19 protein-coding genes are annotated in these 19,423 nt (G+C 43.3%); 12 read left to right on the forward strand and 7 right to left on the reverse strand.

What is annotated here, in order from left to right:
- Positions 1–6 precede the first annotated feature (6 nt).
- A complete protein-coding gene (locus tag M0N77_RS02175; protein ID WP_353103120.1) occupies positions 7–603 on the forward strand; it encodes a class I SAM-dependent methyltransferase in 597 nt (198 codons plus the stop codon).
- Positions 604–700: 97 nt separating this feature from the next.
- Here the strand turns inward: M0N77_RS02175 and M0N77_RS02180 are convergent, their stop codons facing one another.
- Positions 701–1,555 carry a 5-formyltetrahydrofolate cyclo-ligase gene (locus M0N77_RS02180; protein WP_353103122.1) on the reverse strand — a complete coding sequence of 285 codons (855 nt, stop codon included), beginning with the start codon at positions 1,553–1,555 and terminating at the stop codon, positions 701–703.
- Positions 1,556–1,766: 211 nt separating this feature from the next.
- On the opposite strand from M0N77_RS02180, the gene fumC reads away from it, so the two are divergent.
- From fumC to M0N77_RS02195, 3 genes are all read left to right on the forward strand, one after another.
- Entirely contained in the window at positions 1,767–3,167 is a 1,401-nt protein-coding gene (fumC, locus tag M0N77_RS02185) for a class II fumarate hydratase (protein ID WP_353103123.1), read from the forward strand.
- A gap of 352 nt (positions 3,168–3,519) precedes the next feature.
- Entirely contained in the window at positions 3,520–4,272 is a 753-nt protein-coding gene (locus tag M0N77_RS02190; protein WP_353103125.1) for an IS5 family transposase, read from the forward strand.
- Between the two features lie 100 nt (positions 4,273–4,372).
- Positions 4,373–4,804: an adhesin gene (locus M0N77_RS02195; protein ID WP_353103127.1), complete on the forward strand. Its 432-nt coding sequence runs from the start codon at positions 4,373–4,375 to the stop codon at positions 4,802–4,804.
- Between the two features lie 291 nt (positions 4,805–5,095).
- Here the strand turns inward: M0N77_RS02195 and M0N77_RS02200 are convergent, their stop codons facing one another.
- From M0N77_RS02200 to M0N77_RS02220, 5 genes are all read right to left on the reverse strand, one after another.
- On the reverse strand, positions 5,096–5,524 hold the full coding sequence (locus tag M0N77_RS02200; RefSeq protein ID WP_353103128.1) for an Hsp20/alpha crystallin family protein: 429 nt from the start codon (positions 5,522–5,524) through the stop codon (positions 5,096–5,098).
- Between the two features lie 163 nt (positions 5,525–5,687).
- A complete protein-coding gene (locus M0N77_RS02205) occupies positions 5,688–6,491 on the reverse strand; it encodes a MipA/OmpV family protein (RefSeq protein ID WP_353103130.1) in 804 nt (267 codons plus the stop codon).
- A 66-nt stretch (positions 6,492–6,557) separates the two neighbouring features.
- A complete protein-coding gene (locus M0N77_RS02210; RefSeq protein ID WP_353103132.1) occupies positions 6,558–7,616 on the reverse strand; it encodes a rhomboid family intramembrane serine protease in 1,059 nt (352 codons plus the stop codon).
- Between the two features lie 157 nt (positions 7,617–7,773).
- Positions 7,774–8,982 (reverse strand): alpha-hydroxy acid oxidase, encoded by a 1,209-nt coding sequence (locus tag M0N77_RS02215; protein WP_353103134.1) that lies wholly within the window; start codon positions 8,980–8,982, stop codon positions 7,774–7,776.
- Positions 8,983–9,024: 42 nt separating this feature from the next.
- On the reverse strand, positions 9,025–9,342 hold the full coding sequence (locus M0N77_RS02220; protein WP_353103136.1) for a glutaredoxin family protein: 318 nt from the start codon (positions 9,340–9,342) through the stop codon (positions 9,025–9,027).
- Positions 9,343–9,688: 346 nt separating this feature from the next.
- Between M0N77_RS02220 and mtgA the strand changes: the two genes are divergently transcribed.
- From mtgA to M0N77_RS02250, 6 genes are all read left to right on the forward strand, one after another.
- Complete coding sequence (gene mtgA, locus M0N77_RS02225) at positions 9,689–10,366, forward strand: monofunctional biosynthetic peptidoglycan transglycosylase (protein WP_353103138.1); 678 nt, start codon at positions 9,689–9,691, stop codon at positions 10,364–10,366.
- Between the two features lie 231 nt (positions 10,367–10,597).
- Positions 10,598–12,826, forward strand: a complete 2,229-nt coding sequence (gene ppk1, locus M0N77_RS02230; RefSeq protein ID WP_353103140.1) for a polyphosphate kinase 1 — start codon at positions 10,598–10,600, stop codon at positions 12,824–12,826.
- 156 nt (positions 12,827–12,982) lie between these two features.
- Positions 12,983–13,150 (forward strand): hypothetical protein, encoded by a 168-nt coding sequence (locus tag M0N77_RS02235; protein WP_353103142.1) that lies wholly within the window; start codon positions 12,983–12,985, stop codon positions 13,148–13,150.
- A gap of 90 nt (positions 13,151–13,240) precedes the next feature.
- Positions 13,241–13,540, forward strand: a complete 300-nt coding sequence (locus M0N77_RS02240; protein ID WP_353103144.1) for a hypothetical protein — start codon at positions 13,241–13,243, stop codon at positions 13,538–13,540.
- A 61-nt stretch (positions 13,541–13,601) separates the two neighbouring features.
- Complete coding sequence (locus M0N77_RS02245; protein ID WP_353103146.1) at positions 13,602–13,991, forward strand: hypothetical protein; 390 nt, start codon at positions 13,602–13,604, stop codon at positions 13,989–13,991.
- A 120-nt stretch (positions 13,992–14,111) separates the two neighbouring features.
- Positions 14,112–14,297, forward strand: a complete 186-nt coding sequence (locus tag M0N77_RS02250) for a hypothetical protein (protein WP_353103147.1) — start codon at positions 14,112–14,114, stop codon at positions 14,295–14,297.
- A gap of 132 nt (positions 14,298–14,429) precedes the next feature.
- Here the strand turns inward: M0N77_RS02250 and M0N77_RS02255 are convergent, their stop codons facing one another.
- Positions 14,430–15,110: a tRNA-(ms[2]io[6]A)-hydroxylase gene (locus M0N77_RS02255; RefSeq protein WP_353103148.1), complete on the reverse strand. Its 681-nt coding sequence runs from the start codon at positions 15,108–15,110 to the stop codon at positions 14,430–14,432.
- A 326-nt stretch (positions 15,111–15,436) separates the two neighbouring features.
- On the opposite strand from M0N77_RS02255, the gene M0N77_RS02260 reads away from it, so the two are divergent.
- Together M0N77_RS02260 and M0N77_RS02265 are read left to right on the forward strand one after the other, a co-directional pair.
- Positions 15,437–17,635 carry a malate synthase G gene (locus tag M0N77_RS02260; RefSeq protein WP_353103150.1) on the forward strand — a complete coding sequence of 733 codons (2,199 nt, stop codon included), beginning with the start codon at positions 15,437–15,439 and terminating at the stop codon, positions 17,633–17,635.
- 715 nt (positions 17,636–18,350) lie between these two features.
- Positions 18,351–19,415 carry a porin gene (locus M0N77_RS02265; protein WP_353103151.1) on the forward strand — a complete coding sequence of 355 codons (1,065 nt, stop codon included), beginning with the start codon at positions 18,351–18,353 and terminating at the stop codon, positions 19,413–19,415.
- Positions 19,416–19,423: the final 8 nt, after the last annotated feature.

The following is a 19,423-nucleotide window of genomic DNA, read 5'->3' on the forward strand; positions in this document are numbered from 1 at the left end:
AATGCTATGTGGGATCAACGTTACAGCTCAGCAGAGTTTATTTATGGCAAAGAAGCGAATGACTTTTTGCAAGAAAACTATCAGAGAATACCTGTAGGCGGGCGAGTACTATGTTTAGGTGAAGGCGAGGGCAGAAATGCAGTGTTCTTAGCCGAGCAAGGTTATGAGGTCACGGCAATGGATCTATCCGAGGTCGGTCTAAAAAAAGCTTTGCAACTCGCTCATGACAAAGGGGTGACAATGGATACTCAAGTGGCAGACCTTGCTGATTATGACTTTGGTCAGGATAAATGGGATGGTATTATCTCTATTTGGGCACACACCTCTGAGGCTGTACGCCAACGGGTTCACTTGCAGATTGCTCCTGCTTTAAAAGCTGGTGGCGTCTTCATTCTTGAAGCTTATACTTTTGAACATACTACTTTACCAGCCGTTGGTGGACCACCCGCTTCGCAAAAGGGTATTTTTATGTCATTAGAGAATTTACGAATAGAGCTTGCAGCGCTGACGGAGGATATTGCCGTTGAAAAGCAGCGTATGGTCTCGGAGGGTGAGATGCATCAAGGACTTAGTGCGGTAGTGCAGTTCGTCGGACATAAGTAATAATTTTGAGCTAAGTACGGCGCGCTCTTTGCAATGACAAAACGTCAATCTCGACCCTTGATGCGATGGAGCGCACCCTAAAAAATATTCAGATTTGTTAATCATTATCCTTTCCATAATCGTCGTCAAAATCCTCAATCTCAACACCTAAACTATCTAGAAATGCATCACTTTGCGCCAGTAACTCATTCAAACGTGCTTCATTTACCACCTTTGATAATTCCTCAGCGCTAAAGTCTTGCTCTTGACTGTAATAGAGCATCTCTCTAGCGTCGTCATTGCTTAAAGTTTGCAAATACGTATCAACCGTATCGGCGCTAGAGGCTTGATTGTTAGATTTTTTACCCTTATTACGTGTAAACCACTTTAAGCCACTTGGGGTAATTAACCCATCTAAAGGCACATCCCAAGACTGAATTTGCAGATGATCAACCACCTGAAAATCATAACACCAGCCTATTTTTAACGGCCTTGTTGCGCCGGATCGATGAGCTTTACCAAGCGTTGTATCATAAAAGCCGCCGCCCATTCCCATGCGATTGCCGTTTTTATCAACAGCCGTTAACGGACAGATAATGACATCCAACTGCCGCGCCCATAATAGTTTGCGATGATGATTTTGTTTCATACCCAAGCTATGAATACGAGTCGGCACATTGATGAGTTTGTCATGATAAATCGGTACGAAGCGCAGACGTTTATCGTCACGACCGAGCGAGCCCACCACTGGTAAATAGGCCTGATAGTTTAGGCGCTTACACCAATTGAGTAGCGGCTGAGTGGGCAATTCACCAAAGCCATCATAATAAAGTCCAATCCGTGCGTGAGTAGGCAGACGAGGTTGCAACTTGACTAAATATAAGCTTGCTGCTCGCGCCAAATGTCTACGCTGAGCAGCAGAGAGCTGTCGGCGCTGGCGAGTAAATAGACGTCTAGGAGGATTGGTTATCATAATCTAATTTATGGCTCTAGTTAGAGAGTTTATGATGCTATGATTGGCTTTTACAGCGTATTTTAACTATAAATACTAGCATTGGCTTAAAGAAATTTGTGGTAAGCCATGCTATCATAATCATACTTTGGATTTTATCTTTCTTACGTACAACACAGGTTGTACTTTTTATAATAAACCATTTATTTATAAATGATAAAAGAGGATCGTTATGTCACAGAATCAGGCCACTCGCACCGAAAAGGACACTATGGGTAACGTCGAAGTCCCAGCCGATGCTTATTGGGGCGCGCAAACGCAGCGTAGCCGTGAGAACTTCAAAATCGGCGGTGAGACCCTACCGCGCCCGATTATTGAGGCGATGGCGCTAGTCAAAAAAGCCGCTGCTATCACTAACGCAAGCTTAGAGCGTATCGATGGCGACAAGCGTGATTTGATCGTCCAAGCCGCTGATGAAGTCATCAATGGTGGTTTGCAAGATCAGTTTCCATTGGTGGTTTGGCAGACCGGTTCTGGCACGCAGTCCAACATGAATATGAATGAAGTACTAGCCAATCGCGCTAACGAAATCGCTGGTAACGATCGCGGTAGCTACACGCCTATTCATCCCAATGACCATGTCAACCATGCTCAGTCGACTAACGATAGCTTCCCAACCGCTATTCGCGTGGCCGCCGCGCGTCAAATCAACAGCCTGCTTATTCCAGCGGTAAAAGCTTTGCGTGATACGCTAGATAAAAAAGCCAAAGAGTTCGATAGCATCGTCAAAATCGGTCGTACCCATCTACAAGACGCCACACCTTTGACTTTAGGCCAAGAGTTCAGCGGTTATGTCAGCCAATTGGATCATTCATTAACTCGTATTGAGCAAGCATTGCAAGGCTTGTATGAGTTGCCACTAGGCGGTACAGCGGTCGGTACCGGTCTTAACGCCCATCCTGATTACGCGGTAAAAGCGGCTGAGCAATTAGCAGAATTAACCGGCCTGCCGTTTGTCACTTCACCGAATAAGTTTGAAGCCTTAGCCGCGCGTGATGCCGAAGTTTTTGCATCTGGCGCCCTCAAAACCTTAGCGGGTAGCCTCAATAAAATCGCTAACGATGTACGCTGGCTGGCCTCAGGCCCGCGCTGCGGATTAGGGGAGCTAACTATTCCAGAGAACGAGCCAGGCTCATCCATTATGCCAGGTAAAGTCAACCCCACCCAGTCAGAAGCGATGACGATGGTTGTCACTCAAGTGATGGGTAATGATGTCACTATCAGCATGGCGGGCGCGTCCGGTAACTTTGAGCTAAACGTCTACAAGCCGGTGATTGCTTATAACTTACTACAATCTATTAAGCTACTTGGCGATGCTTGTAATAGCTTTAATGACAACTGTGCGGTTGGTATTGAGCCAGTCAAAGAAAAAATCGATGACTTCTTGCATAACTCACTGATGCTAGTGACCGCTTTGAACCGTCATGTTGGCTATGAGAACGCGGCGAAAATCGCTAAGACCGCTTATAAAGAAAACAAAACCTTGAAGCAAGTCGCCGTTGAGCTGGACTTGATGACTGAAGCGCAGTTCGATGAGTGGGTCACACCTGCCGATATGGTACATCCTTCTTAATTTAAATTACGTTATTAGAGTGAGTTAGCGATAGCGTAACCCGCCTGTTTGATTTCAATCAACAAGACCTTGTCATTGCATATGGCAAGGTTTTTTTGGTCTTAGCAAACTAAGGTTTTAGAGTTCCTAGTTATCTATATAAAAAGCGCCTAAATTTGCGAAACAATGTCTTACGCTCAGATAACAAGGCCGCTCATATTTTTAACAGCACTTCTTGCCACATAAGTTAAACTAGAGACTTAAATAAGCGCGATAAAACTAGGGCGTGTTGAACATTGGCGACAAATTAATGGCAAAAAAAATAGCGAACGGTTAATCTTTAAGTTCTCACACAAAAAAGATATCGTTCGCTATGCCTCGCACCATGCTCAAAGATGAACACTGGACAAGACTGAAACCTATATTACTAGAACTTAATATCTATGACAAAGGAAATCTTAGACAAACGGTTGAAGGCGTGCTTTATCGCATGCGTGTTGGCTGTCCTTGGCGCGACTTACCCGAGTGTTTTGGCAAGCCTAATACCATCTATAAAGCTTACCAGCGCTGGTTTCGCAGTAATAAGCTGATGGCATTATTTACGTTACTGATCAAAGACGCAGACCTTGAGTGGGTCTTTATCGATGGCACTCATATTAAAGCGCATCAGCACAGCAGTAGTGGCAATGAGAATCTACAATCCATTAGTAAAAGTGTGGCAGGCCGCGCGACCAAGATTCACTTGGCAGTTGATGCGCATGGCAATCCGATCACCTTTATCTTGTCAGATGGCACAACCCACGATGTCAAAGTCGCACCTGATTTAATAGACAAGGTTGACTTGAGTAATACAGATGTTTTATGTGCCGATAAAGGCTATGATTCTGATGCACTACGAGCGCATATTGAACAATCAGGGACGCATGATAACATCCCTCGAAAAAGAAACACTCAGTCTTCTAACGACCATATGGACTGGGACTTATATAAAGCCAGGCATCTAGTAGAAAACGCTTTCGCTAAGCTAAAACAGTATAGGGCGGTTGCCACTAGATTTGATAAGCTCAAGCAGAGTTATGAAAATACGGTCGCTCTTGCTTGTGCTTATATCTGGCTCAAATTATGAATGTTCAACACGCCCTAATTTAATAAAAATAAAAACTAGTAAATTCAATTTTGCGTGGCGCTTATTTATAAATACTATAATTATTAATTAAGGTACTATAATGAAAAATCTAACCGTAGCATTATCATCAGCCGCTATTATGATGGCAGCGTTAGGTTCAGGTTCTGCCATGGCTTACTCAGATAATGTCATGGAGCCAAGTGAGAGTTATGACACCGCTATCAAGCATAGACAAGTAAACTACACTTGCCTAAATAATAATAAAATCAGCGTGACTTACGGCTTTAATAAGCAGTATTTGCCTACCTTTGCTGAGGCTACTTTGAATGGTAAAACAAGGTTTTTACCGATTAATTTAGCGCGTACGGACAATGTCTCAACCGTGTTTGGTGATGAAGACAACTTTAGTATTATGACCGGACCTCTACGTTTAAATAACTATCATAAGTCCTCGGCTAATATTCAAAACGCTAAGAGCGAAATCGTTTATAAAGGCTGTGAAGTGGCTTCTATTGTGAAGATTAAAGGTTAGTTTGTAGCAGAATAATATCTTCATTCTATCCATAAAGACCTTGCTATTACTTTAGCGAGGTCTTTTTTTGATCTTAGCTTTTGCTATGAGTTTGATAAATATTTACATGATAAGCTAAGCGTAGGGTGTCGCCCCGCGCACCATCGTTGAAAGCTATCTTTGAATCGATGCGCAAGACGACACCCTATCGTAAATAGATATTTAAAAGCTCATTTAAAATAAAAAGGACATATAGATAATCTATATGCCCTTAATCATTGAACTAAGTCTTCATTGAAGCTTGACTATCTTTTATTTAATTTCAAGCTTTTTACGCTCTGAGCCGGTCTCTTTGGGTAGTACTAGCTTTAGTATGCCGTTTTCGTAAGAGGCTTCTGCTGCATCTACCTTAACTTTGTCAGGTAATTGGAAGCTACGAGATACAGAGCCAAAGTAGCGCTCGCTACGTAAGACCTTATTATTCTCTTTTTGTTCATCATGCTGCGCAATCTCGGCGCTAATAGAGACAATATCTCCAGTGATCGATAGGTCGATATCTTCCTTGGCTACGCCCGGTATCTCAGCATTGACATAGAACTTATCGTCTTTTTCATTGACATCAATCTTAATCTGACCCGCACTAGGTAGTGCTTCGCCATGGAGCGGGCGCATCAAAAAACTAGGGGCCATCTCATCAAAGAAGTTGTCAAAGATTGAATTACGTGTGACTAATTTACTCATAACAGTCTCCTTATCATTGATCGTTTATTGTGTATCTAACCTACTTTATATATAAAGGTTAGCTATAGAATTTCAAGTGTTAAAGCCTATTAATTTTATACCATAAAAAAAGCCGAGCAAATCGCTCAGCCTTCTCTTATTGAGCCTGTGAAAACCGAAAAGCCTAGAATTTATAAAGTAAACCCAGCGTCGTGGTTGCTTCGGTACGTGAGTCTACCATCGGGCTATCGTATTGCTCATTTGGCAGATAGCTTAAGCTTTGGTTAAAAAATCCAGCCCAGCGCTCGTTAAAGTCGTAGTTGGCACTGACATTGATATAAGGGTTTAAGCTTGAATTGGCTTTATAAGCGGCAACGCCTGTTTTTGCCGACTCTTCAGCCGTGACGCCATAATAGTACTCATTATACTCATCATCATAATACTCAAAACCTATACTTGGATAGACGGTGAGCTTGTCTTTGGTGATACGAGCCAAGTAAGTTAAGCGAGCACTAGAGCCGCCACTATGATCTAGGACGTCAGTGGCCACTTGCGCGCGAAAACCGCCAACCGGGGTACGGCGCAGATAAGTGATACCAGCAGCGGCAGATATTTTACGCTCATTAAGACCTTGCAGCGCACCATTGGCATCATCAGGATCAAAAGAGTTGCCAGCTAACTGAGCGTAGGCGGATAGTTGGTTAGTACCATCGTTGATGGCATAGACACCAGCGCTAGCACCGCGCGCATAAAATCTATTGTTATCATAAAACACGCCCGGCAACACTCGTATTTCATTGTCGTCCAAGTCATAAGCGCTATTGACATATAACGCGTTGACGCCCACGCTAAGCTGAGCGTCTTGGTCGGCAGGTAGGTTTTTGAAAGGAGCAGCATTTGCGCTGCTAGCGGCCCCTAATAGCATCGTAGTGGCTAAGACAGCAAGTACCGGGCGATTTATGACGCTTGTAGCGGATTGTTTAAACATAGTTGGGTCTCGTAAGCTTGAAAGTTAAGTTCAAAATGAGTTCAGCGTTAGGGCTTAAGGGGTTATTTATTCTATAGGTTGTTCAGTAGCTGCCAGTATTTGCAAAATTTGATTATGAATATCTTGCCACCACCAAACGAAGGCTATGACGATAATGAGCATCACTATCCAAGGAAGTATTTGCTCAATGAGGCTAGTTTTAGCCGGTTCTGGCATAAAACTTTTGGGGTCAATATAAGTCGGATAATGACTGATGTAACTATCGCGATTACCCTCATCAGTATCGATAGTAGTAGATTCTTTACCAGCAGTTTTAGCCCCTTTAGTTAAGTTTACAGGGATTTGGCTGTTATTATCAGCAAATATATTGGTAAGTGGCGGATTATTATCAATAACTTGGTTACTATTGACAAAAACATTATGAGAGTGGCTTGCATAGCTTTGTTGCACAGCGTTTTGATAAGCCATTTGCGCCTCAGCTATAGCCGCTTGTTGTGCTTGCTCGTGCTGACGATAGATCCAAGCAATAGGTAGCGCAATAATCAACCCGGTAATAGCGCCGCCGATATGACCGGCATTATCGATACCTGGCACTGCAAAGCCGTACACTAAGTTGATACCCATAATGAGAACTAAGCTTTTTAGATTGAGCACCATGCCATTGACCGACATCTTAAAAAACGCCGCTACTAGTAACGCTGCACCGATGCCCATGATACCGCCTGATGCGCCAGCGGATAGACCGGGCTGGCCGCTACCGTCTATGATAGCTTGCCAAGTCACCTGATTATTTAGCACATTACCGCCGACTACCGCTAATAAAAATAACGCCAAAAATTTAGCAGAGCCAAACATCGGCTCGGCGATTTGACCAAAAAAATACATCGCAAAGCTATTAAACAATAAATGCATCAGGCCAATATGTAAAAACCCGCTACTCACTAAGCGCCAAGGCTCATCGCCTAGAGTATAAGGCAAAGCATTTGCGCCCCAATTCAATAGCTGCTCAGTAGAGGGGTTATTGGCATCAACGCCGGTTAGCAGCTGGATTATAAACAGCCCAATAAAGCTGATTAGTAATAAGGTAGTGACAGGTGCAGTACTAAATAATTGTTTTAGAGTCATAAATGAGGCTAATTATTGATAGAGGTGGCTTTGGTGTAACTGCTAAGAGTATAAAGGCTAAGAGCGCTATAAAAAAGAATAGCTATGTATCAAAGCACTAAGCCTAAAGCTTTGCTATGGCAAACGGACAAAAAAGACTATTTAGCAATACTCAGCGCTACCAACGCATCGGCGCCAGATACGGCAAAGCGGATTTGAGCTGCTCATAACTGCCATTGACTAAGATATCATCGGTGACTTTGTTAATATCGGTATGACCACAAAACGCCATAGTGATATCGCACTCGTTATAAATTAGCTCCAGCGCCCGGCGCACCCCATCCTCGCCATAAGCGCCCAATCCGTACAGAAAGGCACGACCGATCATGGTACCATTAGCGCCTAACGCTATGGCCTTGAGCACGTCTTGCCCTGAGCGAATACCACTATCGAGCCAAATCTCAATCTGACTATTCTCCGCCCGCACTGCTTGCACGATATCGCTAAGCGCGGCGATAGAGGAGGGCGCGCCATCGAGCTGACGACCGCCATGATTGGACACCACCAAAGCATCCGCGCCGCTACGTGCCGCCAGTATCGCATCCTCAGGCTCCATAATACCTTTTATAATCAGCTTGCCGCCCCATTGATCTTTGATACGCGCCACATCGTCCCAGCTTAGCCCCGGATCAAACTGCTCCGCCGTCCATGCCGAGAGTGAGGAGATATCCTCGACATCTTTGGCATGACCGACGATATTGCCAAAGGTGCGCCTTTTTGTGCCCAGCATATTTAGACACCATTCAGGCTTGGTCATCAGATTGAGGATATTAGCCAAAGTTGGCTTGGGCGGCGCGGAGAGGCCGTTTTTGATATCTTTGTGCCGTTGGCCCAGCACTTGCAAATCCGCGGTTAATATTAGCGCCGAACAGTTTGCAGCTTTGGCGCGGCGTATTAGATTCGCCATAAAGTCTTGATCGCGCATCACATAGAGCTGAAACCAAAACGGCGCACTAGTATTCTCAGCGACATCTTCAATCGAGCAGATACTCATGGTCGACAAGGAAAAAGGAATACCGAATTTTTCAGCGGCGCGCGCGGCATGAATCTCGCCATCCGCCCACATCATGCCCGTAAATCCGGTCGGTGCAATAGCGACAGGCATGGCTACTTTTTCGCCAACCATAGTCGTTGCCAGCGAGCGATTTTCCATATCGACCAGTACCCGCTGACGCAGTTTGATACGATCAAAGTCGGTCTCGTTATTGCGATAAGTGGTCTGCGTCCATGAGCCTGAATCGACATAATCATAAAACATGCGCGGCACTTTGCGCGCGGCTACTTGGCGCAGATCTTCTATTTCGGTAATTTTACTCAAATCTTTCATAGCAGTCTCGAGATTGTAATATTAGTTATTTTAGTGCTGGTTTTATACTATTAATTGCTGCAAATCCAATACCGAAAAAGGGTAATCTAAACGCTGTGTTGGCGTGAGAACTACAGGGATAGCGGTAGCCAATTGCATCATGAGCGCCTCATCAAAGTCGCTGATATCGACATAGTGATAATGGATAGGCTCTACCGCTGCTAATTGCCTCATTAGACCTTCAGCGATATCACATAAATGACAGCCCGTAGTGCCTAGCAGCCAACATTGCTGAGATTTTTCAGCATCGCCAAACCTAGGCAGCTGGTTTGTAATAGCGTCACGCAGCTGCTTGACAGCTGTATAGTCATTAGTAGTCATAGTTATATTCTTATTAGCATCATAGTTACCTTGCCTATAGTAGGCTAGTGAATAGCAGTTTTAAGCCATTTAAACTTGTGGTCTATTAGCAGCTTGCCCTTATTGCCTGTAATTAAAGTTTTGTTTGCAAGATACAGACATGATAGAGAAATCGTCTAAATAATGACAGTCTCAATGTGAGCGACAATGCTAATAACAGCGATTGTAACAGTGACAGCGAATGTGAGATTGGGTAAGATAGCTTGCCGATAGTTTTTATCACGGCTCATTTTATGGCTTTATTTTGAGGCAAGGCGACTAAACACTGATATTAAGTGACCTCTTCACCCATTTGGATATTTTGCGCATGACGAGTTTTGGCAGTTTTTTCAAGCGTTTATTAGGAGCGATTATCCTGATAATTGTCGCTTTTCATTTATTAGTAGCCGCGCTGCTACTGATATGGAAGTTTCAGCCTATCAATAATAGTATGTTTATGCTGACTCATAGATTGACAGGCGGCGAGGTCACGCAGCAGTGGGTGGAGTATGATGCTATTGCCAAATCTGCTAAGCAAGCGGCGATAGTCAGTGAGGATTCGACCTTTAGCCAGCATCATGGTTTTGATATGAAAGGTATAAAAGATGCCCAGAAAAAAAACGAAGCTACTGGCAAGACCTCAGCAGGCGGCTCAACGATCACCCAGCAATTGGCCAAAAATCTATTTTTGACCTCACATCGCTCTTATGTGCGTAAGGCTGACGAGGCGGTTATTACCTTAATGATAGAAACTCTATGGGATAAGCAGCGTATCTTGACCGCGTACCTTAATGTGGCTGAATTTGGTAACGGTATCTACGGTATTGAAGCGGCAGCCAATCATTATTTTGATAAATCAGCGGCCAATCTCAATCGCGATGAGTCGGCGCTACTGATTAGTATGCTCACCAATCCTAAATATTATCAAGACAATCAAGGCGATAGACGCTTGCGTAATAAGCAGCGCATTGTCAAAAAACGCATGAAAAACGCAGTATTACCTTAAAAGCTCTGACACTTAATAAAGCGCTACTAGTCCTCTAACGACAAACCAAAGCATTTACGCTAGTATGGATATTATCAGCATTATAATCCTAGTACTATGATTCTAATACTATGATTTCAGCACTATGATCTAAGTATTACAATGTGGATTAATCAATATAAATATAGCTAAGTTTGAATAACGACTACTTCTTAATAATGATTGGGTTTGAACACGATAGGGAGCAATAATATGGCGGATAGCAAGCAGAAAATGGCGAGTGTCAATACTATCAATACTAGTACTGATAATAATAGCAATAATGAGCAAATCGCTGAAAATAGCCCTAAGCATTTAGCTGCCGAGCACCTAACTCATATCGACTGGCAGCGCTCGGGCGATGGTAGTTATTCGCCAAGCAGCTATATCAATCGCGATTTGTCGTTATTACAGTTTAATCTACGGGTATTGGCACAAGCGGCGAGTCCTCGCCATCCGCTATTAGAACGGTTGTTTTTTTTGATTATATTCTCCTCCAACATGGATGAGTTTTTTGAGATTCGAGTCGCTGGTATTATGCAAAAGCTCAATATCGGTGATGTGGCTAGCAGCCCGCACGGTATGCGCCCAAGCGAGATCTTAAGCGAGATATCAGCGGTGGCTCATGACGCTATCGACGAGCAGTACCGTATCTTAAACGAAGATATCTTGCCAGCGCTCGCTGAGGAGGATATTCGTTATTTGCGCCGTGATGAGCTAAATAGCGAACAGTCAGCTTGGATGAAACGCTACTTTATTGAGCAAGTCTCGCCGGTGTTGACGCCTATCAGTATCGATCCGGCGCATCCTTTTCCGCGTCTGGTCAATAAGAGCCTAAACTTTATCGCCACTTTGGAGGGTAAAGACGCCTTTGGCCGCGATATTAATCTAGCTATTGTGCCGGCGCCGCGCAGTTTGCCGCGCGTCATTCGTCTGCCTGATGAGCTAACGGGCGGCAAAGAGCATCATGTTATGCTCTCAGCGGTGATTCATGAGCACGTCGGCGAGCTGTTCCCAGGAATGAATGTCACCGGTTGTCATCAGTTTCGCTTAACTCGCAATGCTGATTTGGATCTGGCTGATGACGTCGATGATATTGCCAAGGCGCTAGAGGGCGAGCTTGAAAACCGCCGTTTTGGTGATGAAGTTCGTTTGGAGGTTACCACCGATTGTCCAACGCCTATCAGCGATTATCTGCTTAACGAGTTTGATTTGCATGACAATCAGCTCTACCGCGTCAATGGACCGGTGAATCTTACCAGGCTATTATTTGATTTTAATATTCCCAAACTACGTTATCAGTCCTTTACCCATATCGTACCCAAACCCTTTCGCCGTGAGTTTGACAAGCTCGATCGTAGCACCAGCATGTTCGGTGCTATGCGTAAAGGCGATGTGTTAGTTCATCATCCTTTTCATGCTTTCTCGCCTATTGTCAATCTACTTTGGCAAGCGGCAAGTGATCCCAAAGTACTAGCGATTAAGCAGACCTTGTACCGCTCGGGCACTAATTCAGAGATTGTACAAGCATTGGCAGCAGCAGCTCGCAATGGCAAAGAAGTCACCGCGGTGATTGAGCTGCGAGCGCGCTTTGATGAAGCCTCCAATATTGCCGTTGCCAACTTTTTGCAAGAAGCGGGCGCGGTAGTGGTTTATGGCATTGTCGGTTACAAAACTCATGCCAAGCTGATGCTTATTGTGCGCCGCGAGGATGACCGCATTCGCCGCTATGTACATCTAGGCACTGGTAATTACCATGCTGCTAATGCCAAAGCTTATACCGATTATGGGCTGTTTACTGCTGATGCCGATATCTCAGAAGATGTGCATAAGATATTTCAAGAGCTTACTGGTATGGGCAAACCTGCTAATCTCAAAAAACTACTGCATGCACCTTTTACCCTACATGATAAATTGATGAGCTTTATCGATGATGAGATTGCTCATGCCAAAGCGGGCAAGCGCGCGCATCTAATCATCAAAGTCAACGCGCTAACCGAACGTCGCTTGATCAGTAAGCTATATGACGCCTCGCAAGCAGGGGTCAAAGTTGAGCTTATTTTACGCTCTATTTGCTGTTTGCGTCCCCAAGTAGCTGGCCTGTCTGAGAATATAACCGTGCGCTCCATAGTAGGTCGTTTTTTAGAGCATACACGTATCTATTATTTTTATAATAATGGCGTGGAGCGCATGTATTTGGGCAGTGCCGATTGGATGGATCGCAACCTGTTTCACCGAGTCGAGGTAGCTTTTCCGATAGAAGACAAAAAAATATTTAAGCAAATTTATGAGGATGGCTTACAAAACTATCTAAAAGATAATGTGCAAGCTTGGACGCTAGCGGGCGACGGTCATTGGCAGCAGCTGCGACCTGCTCATAACGAGACGCCGCATATAGCCCAAGACCATTTACTTAATATTATCAATCATGTTAGCCCATAGCTTGGGGTAATACGAGCTAACAGCTTTGAGCGAGGTTACAAACTGTCTGGTAACCTCACATTTATTCACATATTGATACGGCAGTACACTAGTGACTCTCCTGTTATCCTTTCTATAATTAGTAATCAAAATTAGTAGCTAAGACAGGAGTATTTTATGAGTAATGACAAAAAGTCAGACTTACAGCAAGCGGCTCAAGAGGTAGATACTAAGCAAATTAAAGAGAATCTAGAGCAAAATAAATCCTCAGATAAGCCGGAAAAGCTAGCCGAAGACGATAAAACGCCTTTTATAGAGAATGAGTCTCGTACTGATAAAGAGTAATTATTAAGCCAATTACCTAGTTATTCAGTTATAAAATAGCGATTTATCATTTAGTTAATAGTATAAAAATAATAAAGCGAGGGATATGTCATGGTTAATAAGTCAACAATGAGTAATAAGCGCAGCCAAGGGGCTCTTGATAATACAGGGCCTAATGATGAAGAGGTAGTACCGGTCAACGATCCAGTAGTGGCTAAACGCGAAAACCCCAAGGATAGTTATGAAGGTCGCAAACATGAGCCCGAAATAGACGGTCCACAGCAAAAGTCGGAAGAAACTGATGAAGTCTACGCCGATCCGCGTAAAGAAGAGGATTTACCAGCAGGCGGCAAAAACGTTGGCGACTTAAACGCTTATGATTTGAGCCAAAAAAACAATAATCTTGATTAACTATCTCCTAAAAAATCACCGCTTATAAAATTAATAATAAAGTCATAATAAGGATAATAATATGCAGACTAATGATCCTGCCTTAACCAAAACTCGTATTGTAAATGATGAAACCGATGGCAATGTTGCTGCTGAGACTCGTACCCATCATGTCGGTTTAGACCACAAAAATATAGACCATGAACAAATAGAAGAAAATACTACGGTTAATAAAGGTACAGATACCTTCAAAGAAGATATCGTCGAGACTGAACATGTCAATGACGATGACAATCCTGCGCGCCAGCCAGATCGCCGAGATCAGCAAGGCAGCACTCCTTTTGATGAAGGCATCAACGATGAGACACTAGGTAGCGAAGAGCCAAAAAGTGACGAGCTGACCGATATGAATCGCTATGCCACTATTGATAATGCTCAGACTCGTATTTTAAACCCTGATGAAAAGGATTAAGCTATCGTTTTATAAGCTCAGCTCTTACTAATGGATAGCGTTTAATAAAGGATAGCGTCAAAATTCGAGTAGCAAGCTGACAAATAAATTTTATGATAAATGACGGATAAGGATGGACTGATGAACAAGGGTAACAATCAATATAAATTAAGAGATGCGGATGATAACGAAGGAATTGTCCCTGATGACGCTCTACAAAAGGTCAACCCGGCAGCGGCTGAACGAGCAACAGCCGATCACGATCCGCATAATGTAGTCAAAGATCATAAGCAAAATGATACCAGTGTCACTGAAACTAAAGAATAAACCTAAATATAAAATGCCAATATAAGTATATAAGTATCATTACATAAGTGTTAATGCATAAAAAGTACTAGCCTATAAGCAGCCATTATCTCAGTGTTATTCTTTAACAAAGAGATAATGGCTTTTTAACGTCTATGCTGGCGTGCCACTATGAAAGCGCAGCTCAGTATCGGGACTGGCGATAAGCTCAGCTTCCACCTCTCTAAAAAACGCTACTCGCGCATCTATAGCATCGCTAGATAACGACTGAGCTAGTTTTAGATAATCCTCAAAATGACGGCTCTCAGATTTGAGCAAGTAGCGATAATATTTAGCTAAGCGTTCATCATCTATCACCTCGCTTAGCGCGGCAAAGCGTTCACAAGAGCGTGCTTCAATAAACGCTCCAATAATTAACACATCAATCATCGCTGCAGGCTCATAGGTGCGCTTATGCTTTAGCATACCTTTGGCATAACGTCCGGCGCTTAGGTTTTGCCAGTCTTGACCGCGCTCATTCATGATGCCTAGTACTTGCTCATAGTGCAGCATCTCCTCACGCACAAGCTGCGCCAGCTTACGCTGCAAGTCCTCAGAGAACTCATAGCGAAACATTAGATTCATCGCTGTGCCCGCGGCTTTTTTTTCACAATTAGCGTGATCTTGAATAATAATAGGTAGATTATTCAACGCCGCTTGTAGCCATGCTTTTGAGGTTCTATTACCTAAGAATGCGTAGATAGCGGATAGATCTACTTTTATGGGCGCTCGCAATTGGATGACGTCGATACTATCCTCTGCTACTAAAGGACTATCTATTAACTCACTGTGCATAAGTGTCTCTTTTTTATCAGCTAAGGTTTTTAGAAATGATTACTTACAGTTTAGACATACTCATAAGTCATATCAGCCGCTAACCCTGATTATACTATCTAGCGTAGATGGGCTATAGGCTATCATAATTATATAATGCGAACATTTATTTTCTAAATACCATATTGTTGTTTATTTCTCTTTTTGATAGTAGGATAATCTTTAGTTTTAAGGTCAGTAATAAAAGATTACCCGTCCTAAGCCCACCTCCGCAACTTTAAGATGAGGGTTGAATGTTACCTCATCAGAAAACTCACTACGAATCTATCTATTATAAGGACATCACTATGAATCAAGCTGCAAACGCTAATCGCATCCAAAAAGGCATTCTAGCCATTGATAAGCAGATGTATGATTTTATTGAAAACGAAGTATTGCCTAAAGTAGGTGTCGATTCGGATAGTTATTGGTCAGGTTTTGAAAAAGTAGTCAAAGAGTTTACTCCGCGTAATAAAGCATTATTAGCGACTCGTGATGAGATGCAACAAAAGATCGACCAGTGGCACCTAGACAACCCTACCCAAAACGGCGAAGTAGATTTTGCCAAGTATAAGCAGTTCTTGCAAGAGATTGGGTATTTATTGCCAGAAGGTGAGGACTTTCAAGTCTCAACTGAAAATGTAGATGACGAAATTGCGCATATCGCAGGACCACAGCTGGTAGTGCCAGTACGCAACGCCCGTTATGCGCTGAACGCCACGAACGCTCGTTGGGGCAGCCTATATGACGCGCTTTATGGTACGGATGTCATCAGTGATGAAAACGGTCAAGAAGCCAAAGGCGGTTACAATCCGACGCGCGGCGCGGCAGTCGTCGCTTATGCCAAGCAGTTTTTGGACGAGCACTTTGCTCTAACCTCAGGCTCTTATACTGATGTTACGGGCTTTAGAGTTGTCGATGGCAAGCTTGAAGTCGTTCAAGGTGATAGCAGCACTGAGCTTCAAGACGCCAGTAAGTTTGCAGGCTATGTCGGGGACGCTGAGAGCCCAACAGGGGTGCTTCTAAAGAACAATAATTTGCATGTTGAGATTCAAATTGATAAGGATAGCCCAATCGGTAAAGACGATGCGGCCGGTATCAAAGATGTGCTACTTGAGTCTGCTATCACCGCTATTCAAGATGGCGAGGATTCTATTGCCGCAGTTGATGCTGAAGAAAAGGTCGAGGTTTATCGCAACTGGTTCGGTCTTATGAACGGCGATTTGCAAGAGACTTTTGAGAAAGGCGGCAAGACTCGTACCCGTAAGCAAAACCCAGACCGCGTTTATACCGCGCCCGATGGTAGCGAGCTAGTATTGCCAGGTCGCTCTTTATTATTGCTACGTAACGTCGGTCACTTGATGCAAAACCCAGCTATCTTAGTGGACTTAGGCGAAGGACAAGAGGAGATCTTTGAGGGCATCATGGATGCGCTAGTGACGCCGCTACTTAGCCTAAATGATCTTAAAGGTAAAAATGAGCTGTCAAACTCTCGCAAGGGCTCTATGTACATCGTTAAGCCAAAAATGCATGGCCCTGATGAAGTCAAAATGGCTAATGACTTATTCAATGCCTCAGAGGACTTATTAGGTCTTGAGCGTAATACCATCAAGATAGGTATTATGGATGAAGAGCGCCGTATGACGGTCAATCTAAAAGAAGCGATTCGTAAGGCCAAAGAGCGCGTCATCTTTATTAACACCGGCTTCTTAGATCGTACGGGCGATGAGATGCATACCAGTATGAATGCAGGGCCATTCGTGCGTAAAGGCGATATGAAGTCGCAAGCATGGCAGCCCGCGTATGAGCAGTGGAACGTTGATGTAGGGCTAGAAGTAGGCTTGCAGGGCCGCGCGCAAATCGGTAAAGGTATGTGGGCCAAACCTGATGAGATGAAAGAGATGATGGATACCAAAGCCGCTCATCCACAAGCAGGAGCTAGTACCGCTTGGGTACCTTCACCGACGGGCGCGACTTTGCATAGTATGCACTATCATCAAGTCAACGTAAAAGACGTTCAAGATGAGCTAAAATCACGCAAGCGCGCCGATGTCGATGATATCTTGACTATTCCGTTGACCAGTGATGCCAATTGGAGCGATGAAGAGAAGCGCCAAGAGCTTGAGAATAACGCGCAAGGTATCTTAGGATACGTAGTGCGCTGGGTAAACCAAGGTGTGGGCTGCTCAAAAGTGCCAGATATCAATAATGTTGGTCTGATGGAGGATCGCGCAACCTTACGTATCTCAAGTCAGCATATTACCAATTGGCTTCATCATGGTATCGTCAGCGAAGAGCAGGTGATGGATGTGATGAAACGTATGGCTAAAGTCGTCGATGAACAAAACGCTGGCGACCCTAGCTATCGTGATATGGCTCCTGATTTTGACAACTCGATTGCGTTCCAGGCGGCGTGTGACTTAGTGTTCAAAGGTCGTACTCAGCCAAGTGGTTATACTGAGCCATTATTGCACCAAGCTCGCCGTGCGCTAAAAGGTAGCTTATAACTGTCAGCAGCCATGTTTAACTAGCCGCTTAGTAGATAGACGCCACTAAGCGGCTACTAATGGCTTTTTGCCAGCTAGATTAGGCTAGTAGACGTTATAAGTTATACAGCTAGTTAGTTTCGCCATTTTACTAAGCGCTCCTATTGAGAGAATAGGGGCGCTTTTTTTGTGGTTTAAATCCATCTAGGATTAATAGTTACTTTGATTGCATAAAATGGTTACATAAAAGAAGCTAGTTAATAGTTAGCTCTAATGCCTTATAAATCAGCCAATAGATAGCTCATTATGCGCCAACTTACTGACTTAAATAAGGATATTTCGACGCTTTTATTTTAAGCCATTAACCGTATATCTATTTACAAAAATATGTGGAAAATAAAGTCATTAAATTAAAGTTAAATGCTAAAAAGATGTTGCAAATTATGTCAAAGTTGTTATGCTTGTAACCGAAGTATGAGTTTGGTAACGGATGTTACACGGTAAAACGTATAAGACTTAAGTTTACATGGTAGTTACATTAAGGGTTACGTTAATGCTTTCATTATGTAAGTTAGGGTTTGTTCATCTTACGGTAATAAAACTTCGCCATACTTGTTTCTGACTAATCTCGGTAGCCAGTTGCACATTATATCTTTGAGGATTTGTGACGATACCCTTATGAGCACTCGCTAATAAAAGCATGCTCATTACTAAAATTGTAAAGTGGAGATATCCCATGAAAAAGTTACTTTTAGCTACAGCAGTTGCCGCTCTATCTGTATCTGCAGCAAATGCTGCGCCAACTCTGTATGGTAAAGCATTCTTAGCAGCTGACTATGTCAATGCCGAATTTGACGCAAATGCACCTTATGCTCCTTATAATTATGATGAAGATACCGTAGAGATTAACTCTCATGCTTCACGTATTGGCCTAAAAGGCTCTGAAGCTATGACAGCTAACACTGATGTTATCTATCGCTTAGAATATGGTACAAGTATTGATGGTGATAACGCTACTTTCACTAACCGTGATACTTATCTTGGTGTAGTAAACAAGCAGTTTGGTGAGTTCCGTGTTGGTAAAAACCAGTCAAGCCTAGCTCGTATTGACAACGTAGTAGTAAACCAAGGTTACTGGGATAACTTAGGCCAGACTAGAAATGAAAGTGAAGTTGTTGAAGCGTTAAATATGGCAGACAGTAACCGTATTCAAAGCTCAATCATTTGGACCGCTCCAAAATTCGATGGTCTACCATTACAACTATCAGCTATGTACAGCTCTGATGATGCTAACGGTAATGACAATTCAGGTTTCGGTGTAGCGGCGTTATTCGATCAAGGTACAGGTTTCACTGCTGGCTTAGCTTATGACAAAGATCAGAACATTGAAGGTGATATCATCCGCGGTACTGCGACTGTTGATTTAGGTAAATATATGGCTTACCCAATCAATCTAGGCGCGCTATATCAAGTAGCAGATTATGATTACAGTTCTGAAAAAGAAAAAGGTTTTGTCATTAGTGCTGAAATGGGCTTAACTAACTTTGCTCGTCCAGCCTCTGTCTATGCTCAGTACAACAATACATCAAATCTAGATGGTCTTGATGATGCTGATTCAGATCAAATCGTCGTTGGTGGTAAATACTTCTATAAAGATAACATCATCGGTCATCTTTATGCCGGTTTGAACAAAGCTGATAATGTTGGTTATAGTTATCTTGACACCAGTCTAGCTCCTGTTTTTGCACGTGGTGATGCAGAAGTACTTGTTGTTGGTACTGGTCTAGAATACTTATTCTAGTCTCTCCC

Origin of the sequence: Psychrobacter sp. AH5 (genome assembly GCF_040371085.1) — a bacterium.
Classification (GTDB): domain Bacteria; phylum Pseudomonadota; class Gammaproteobacteria; order Pseudomonadales; family Moraxellaceae; genus Psychrobacter.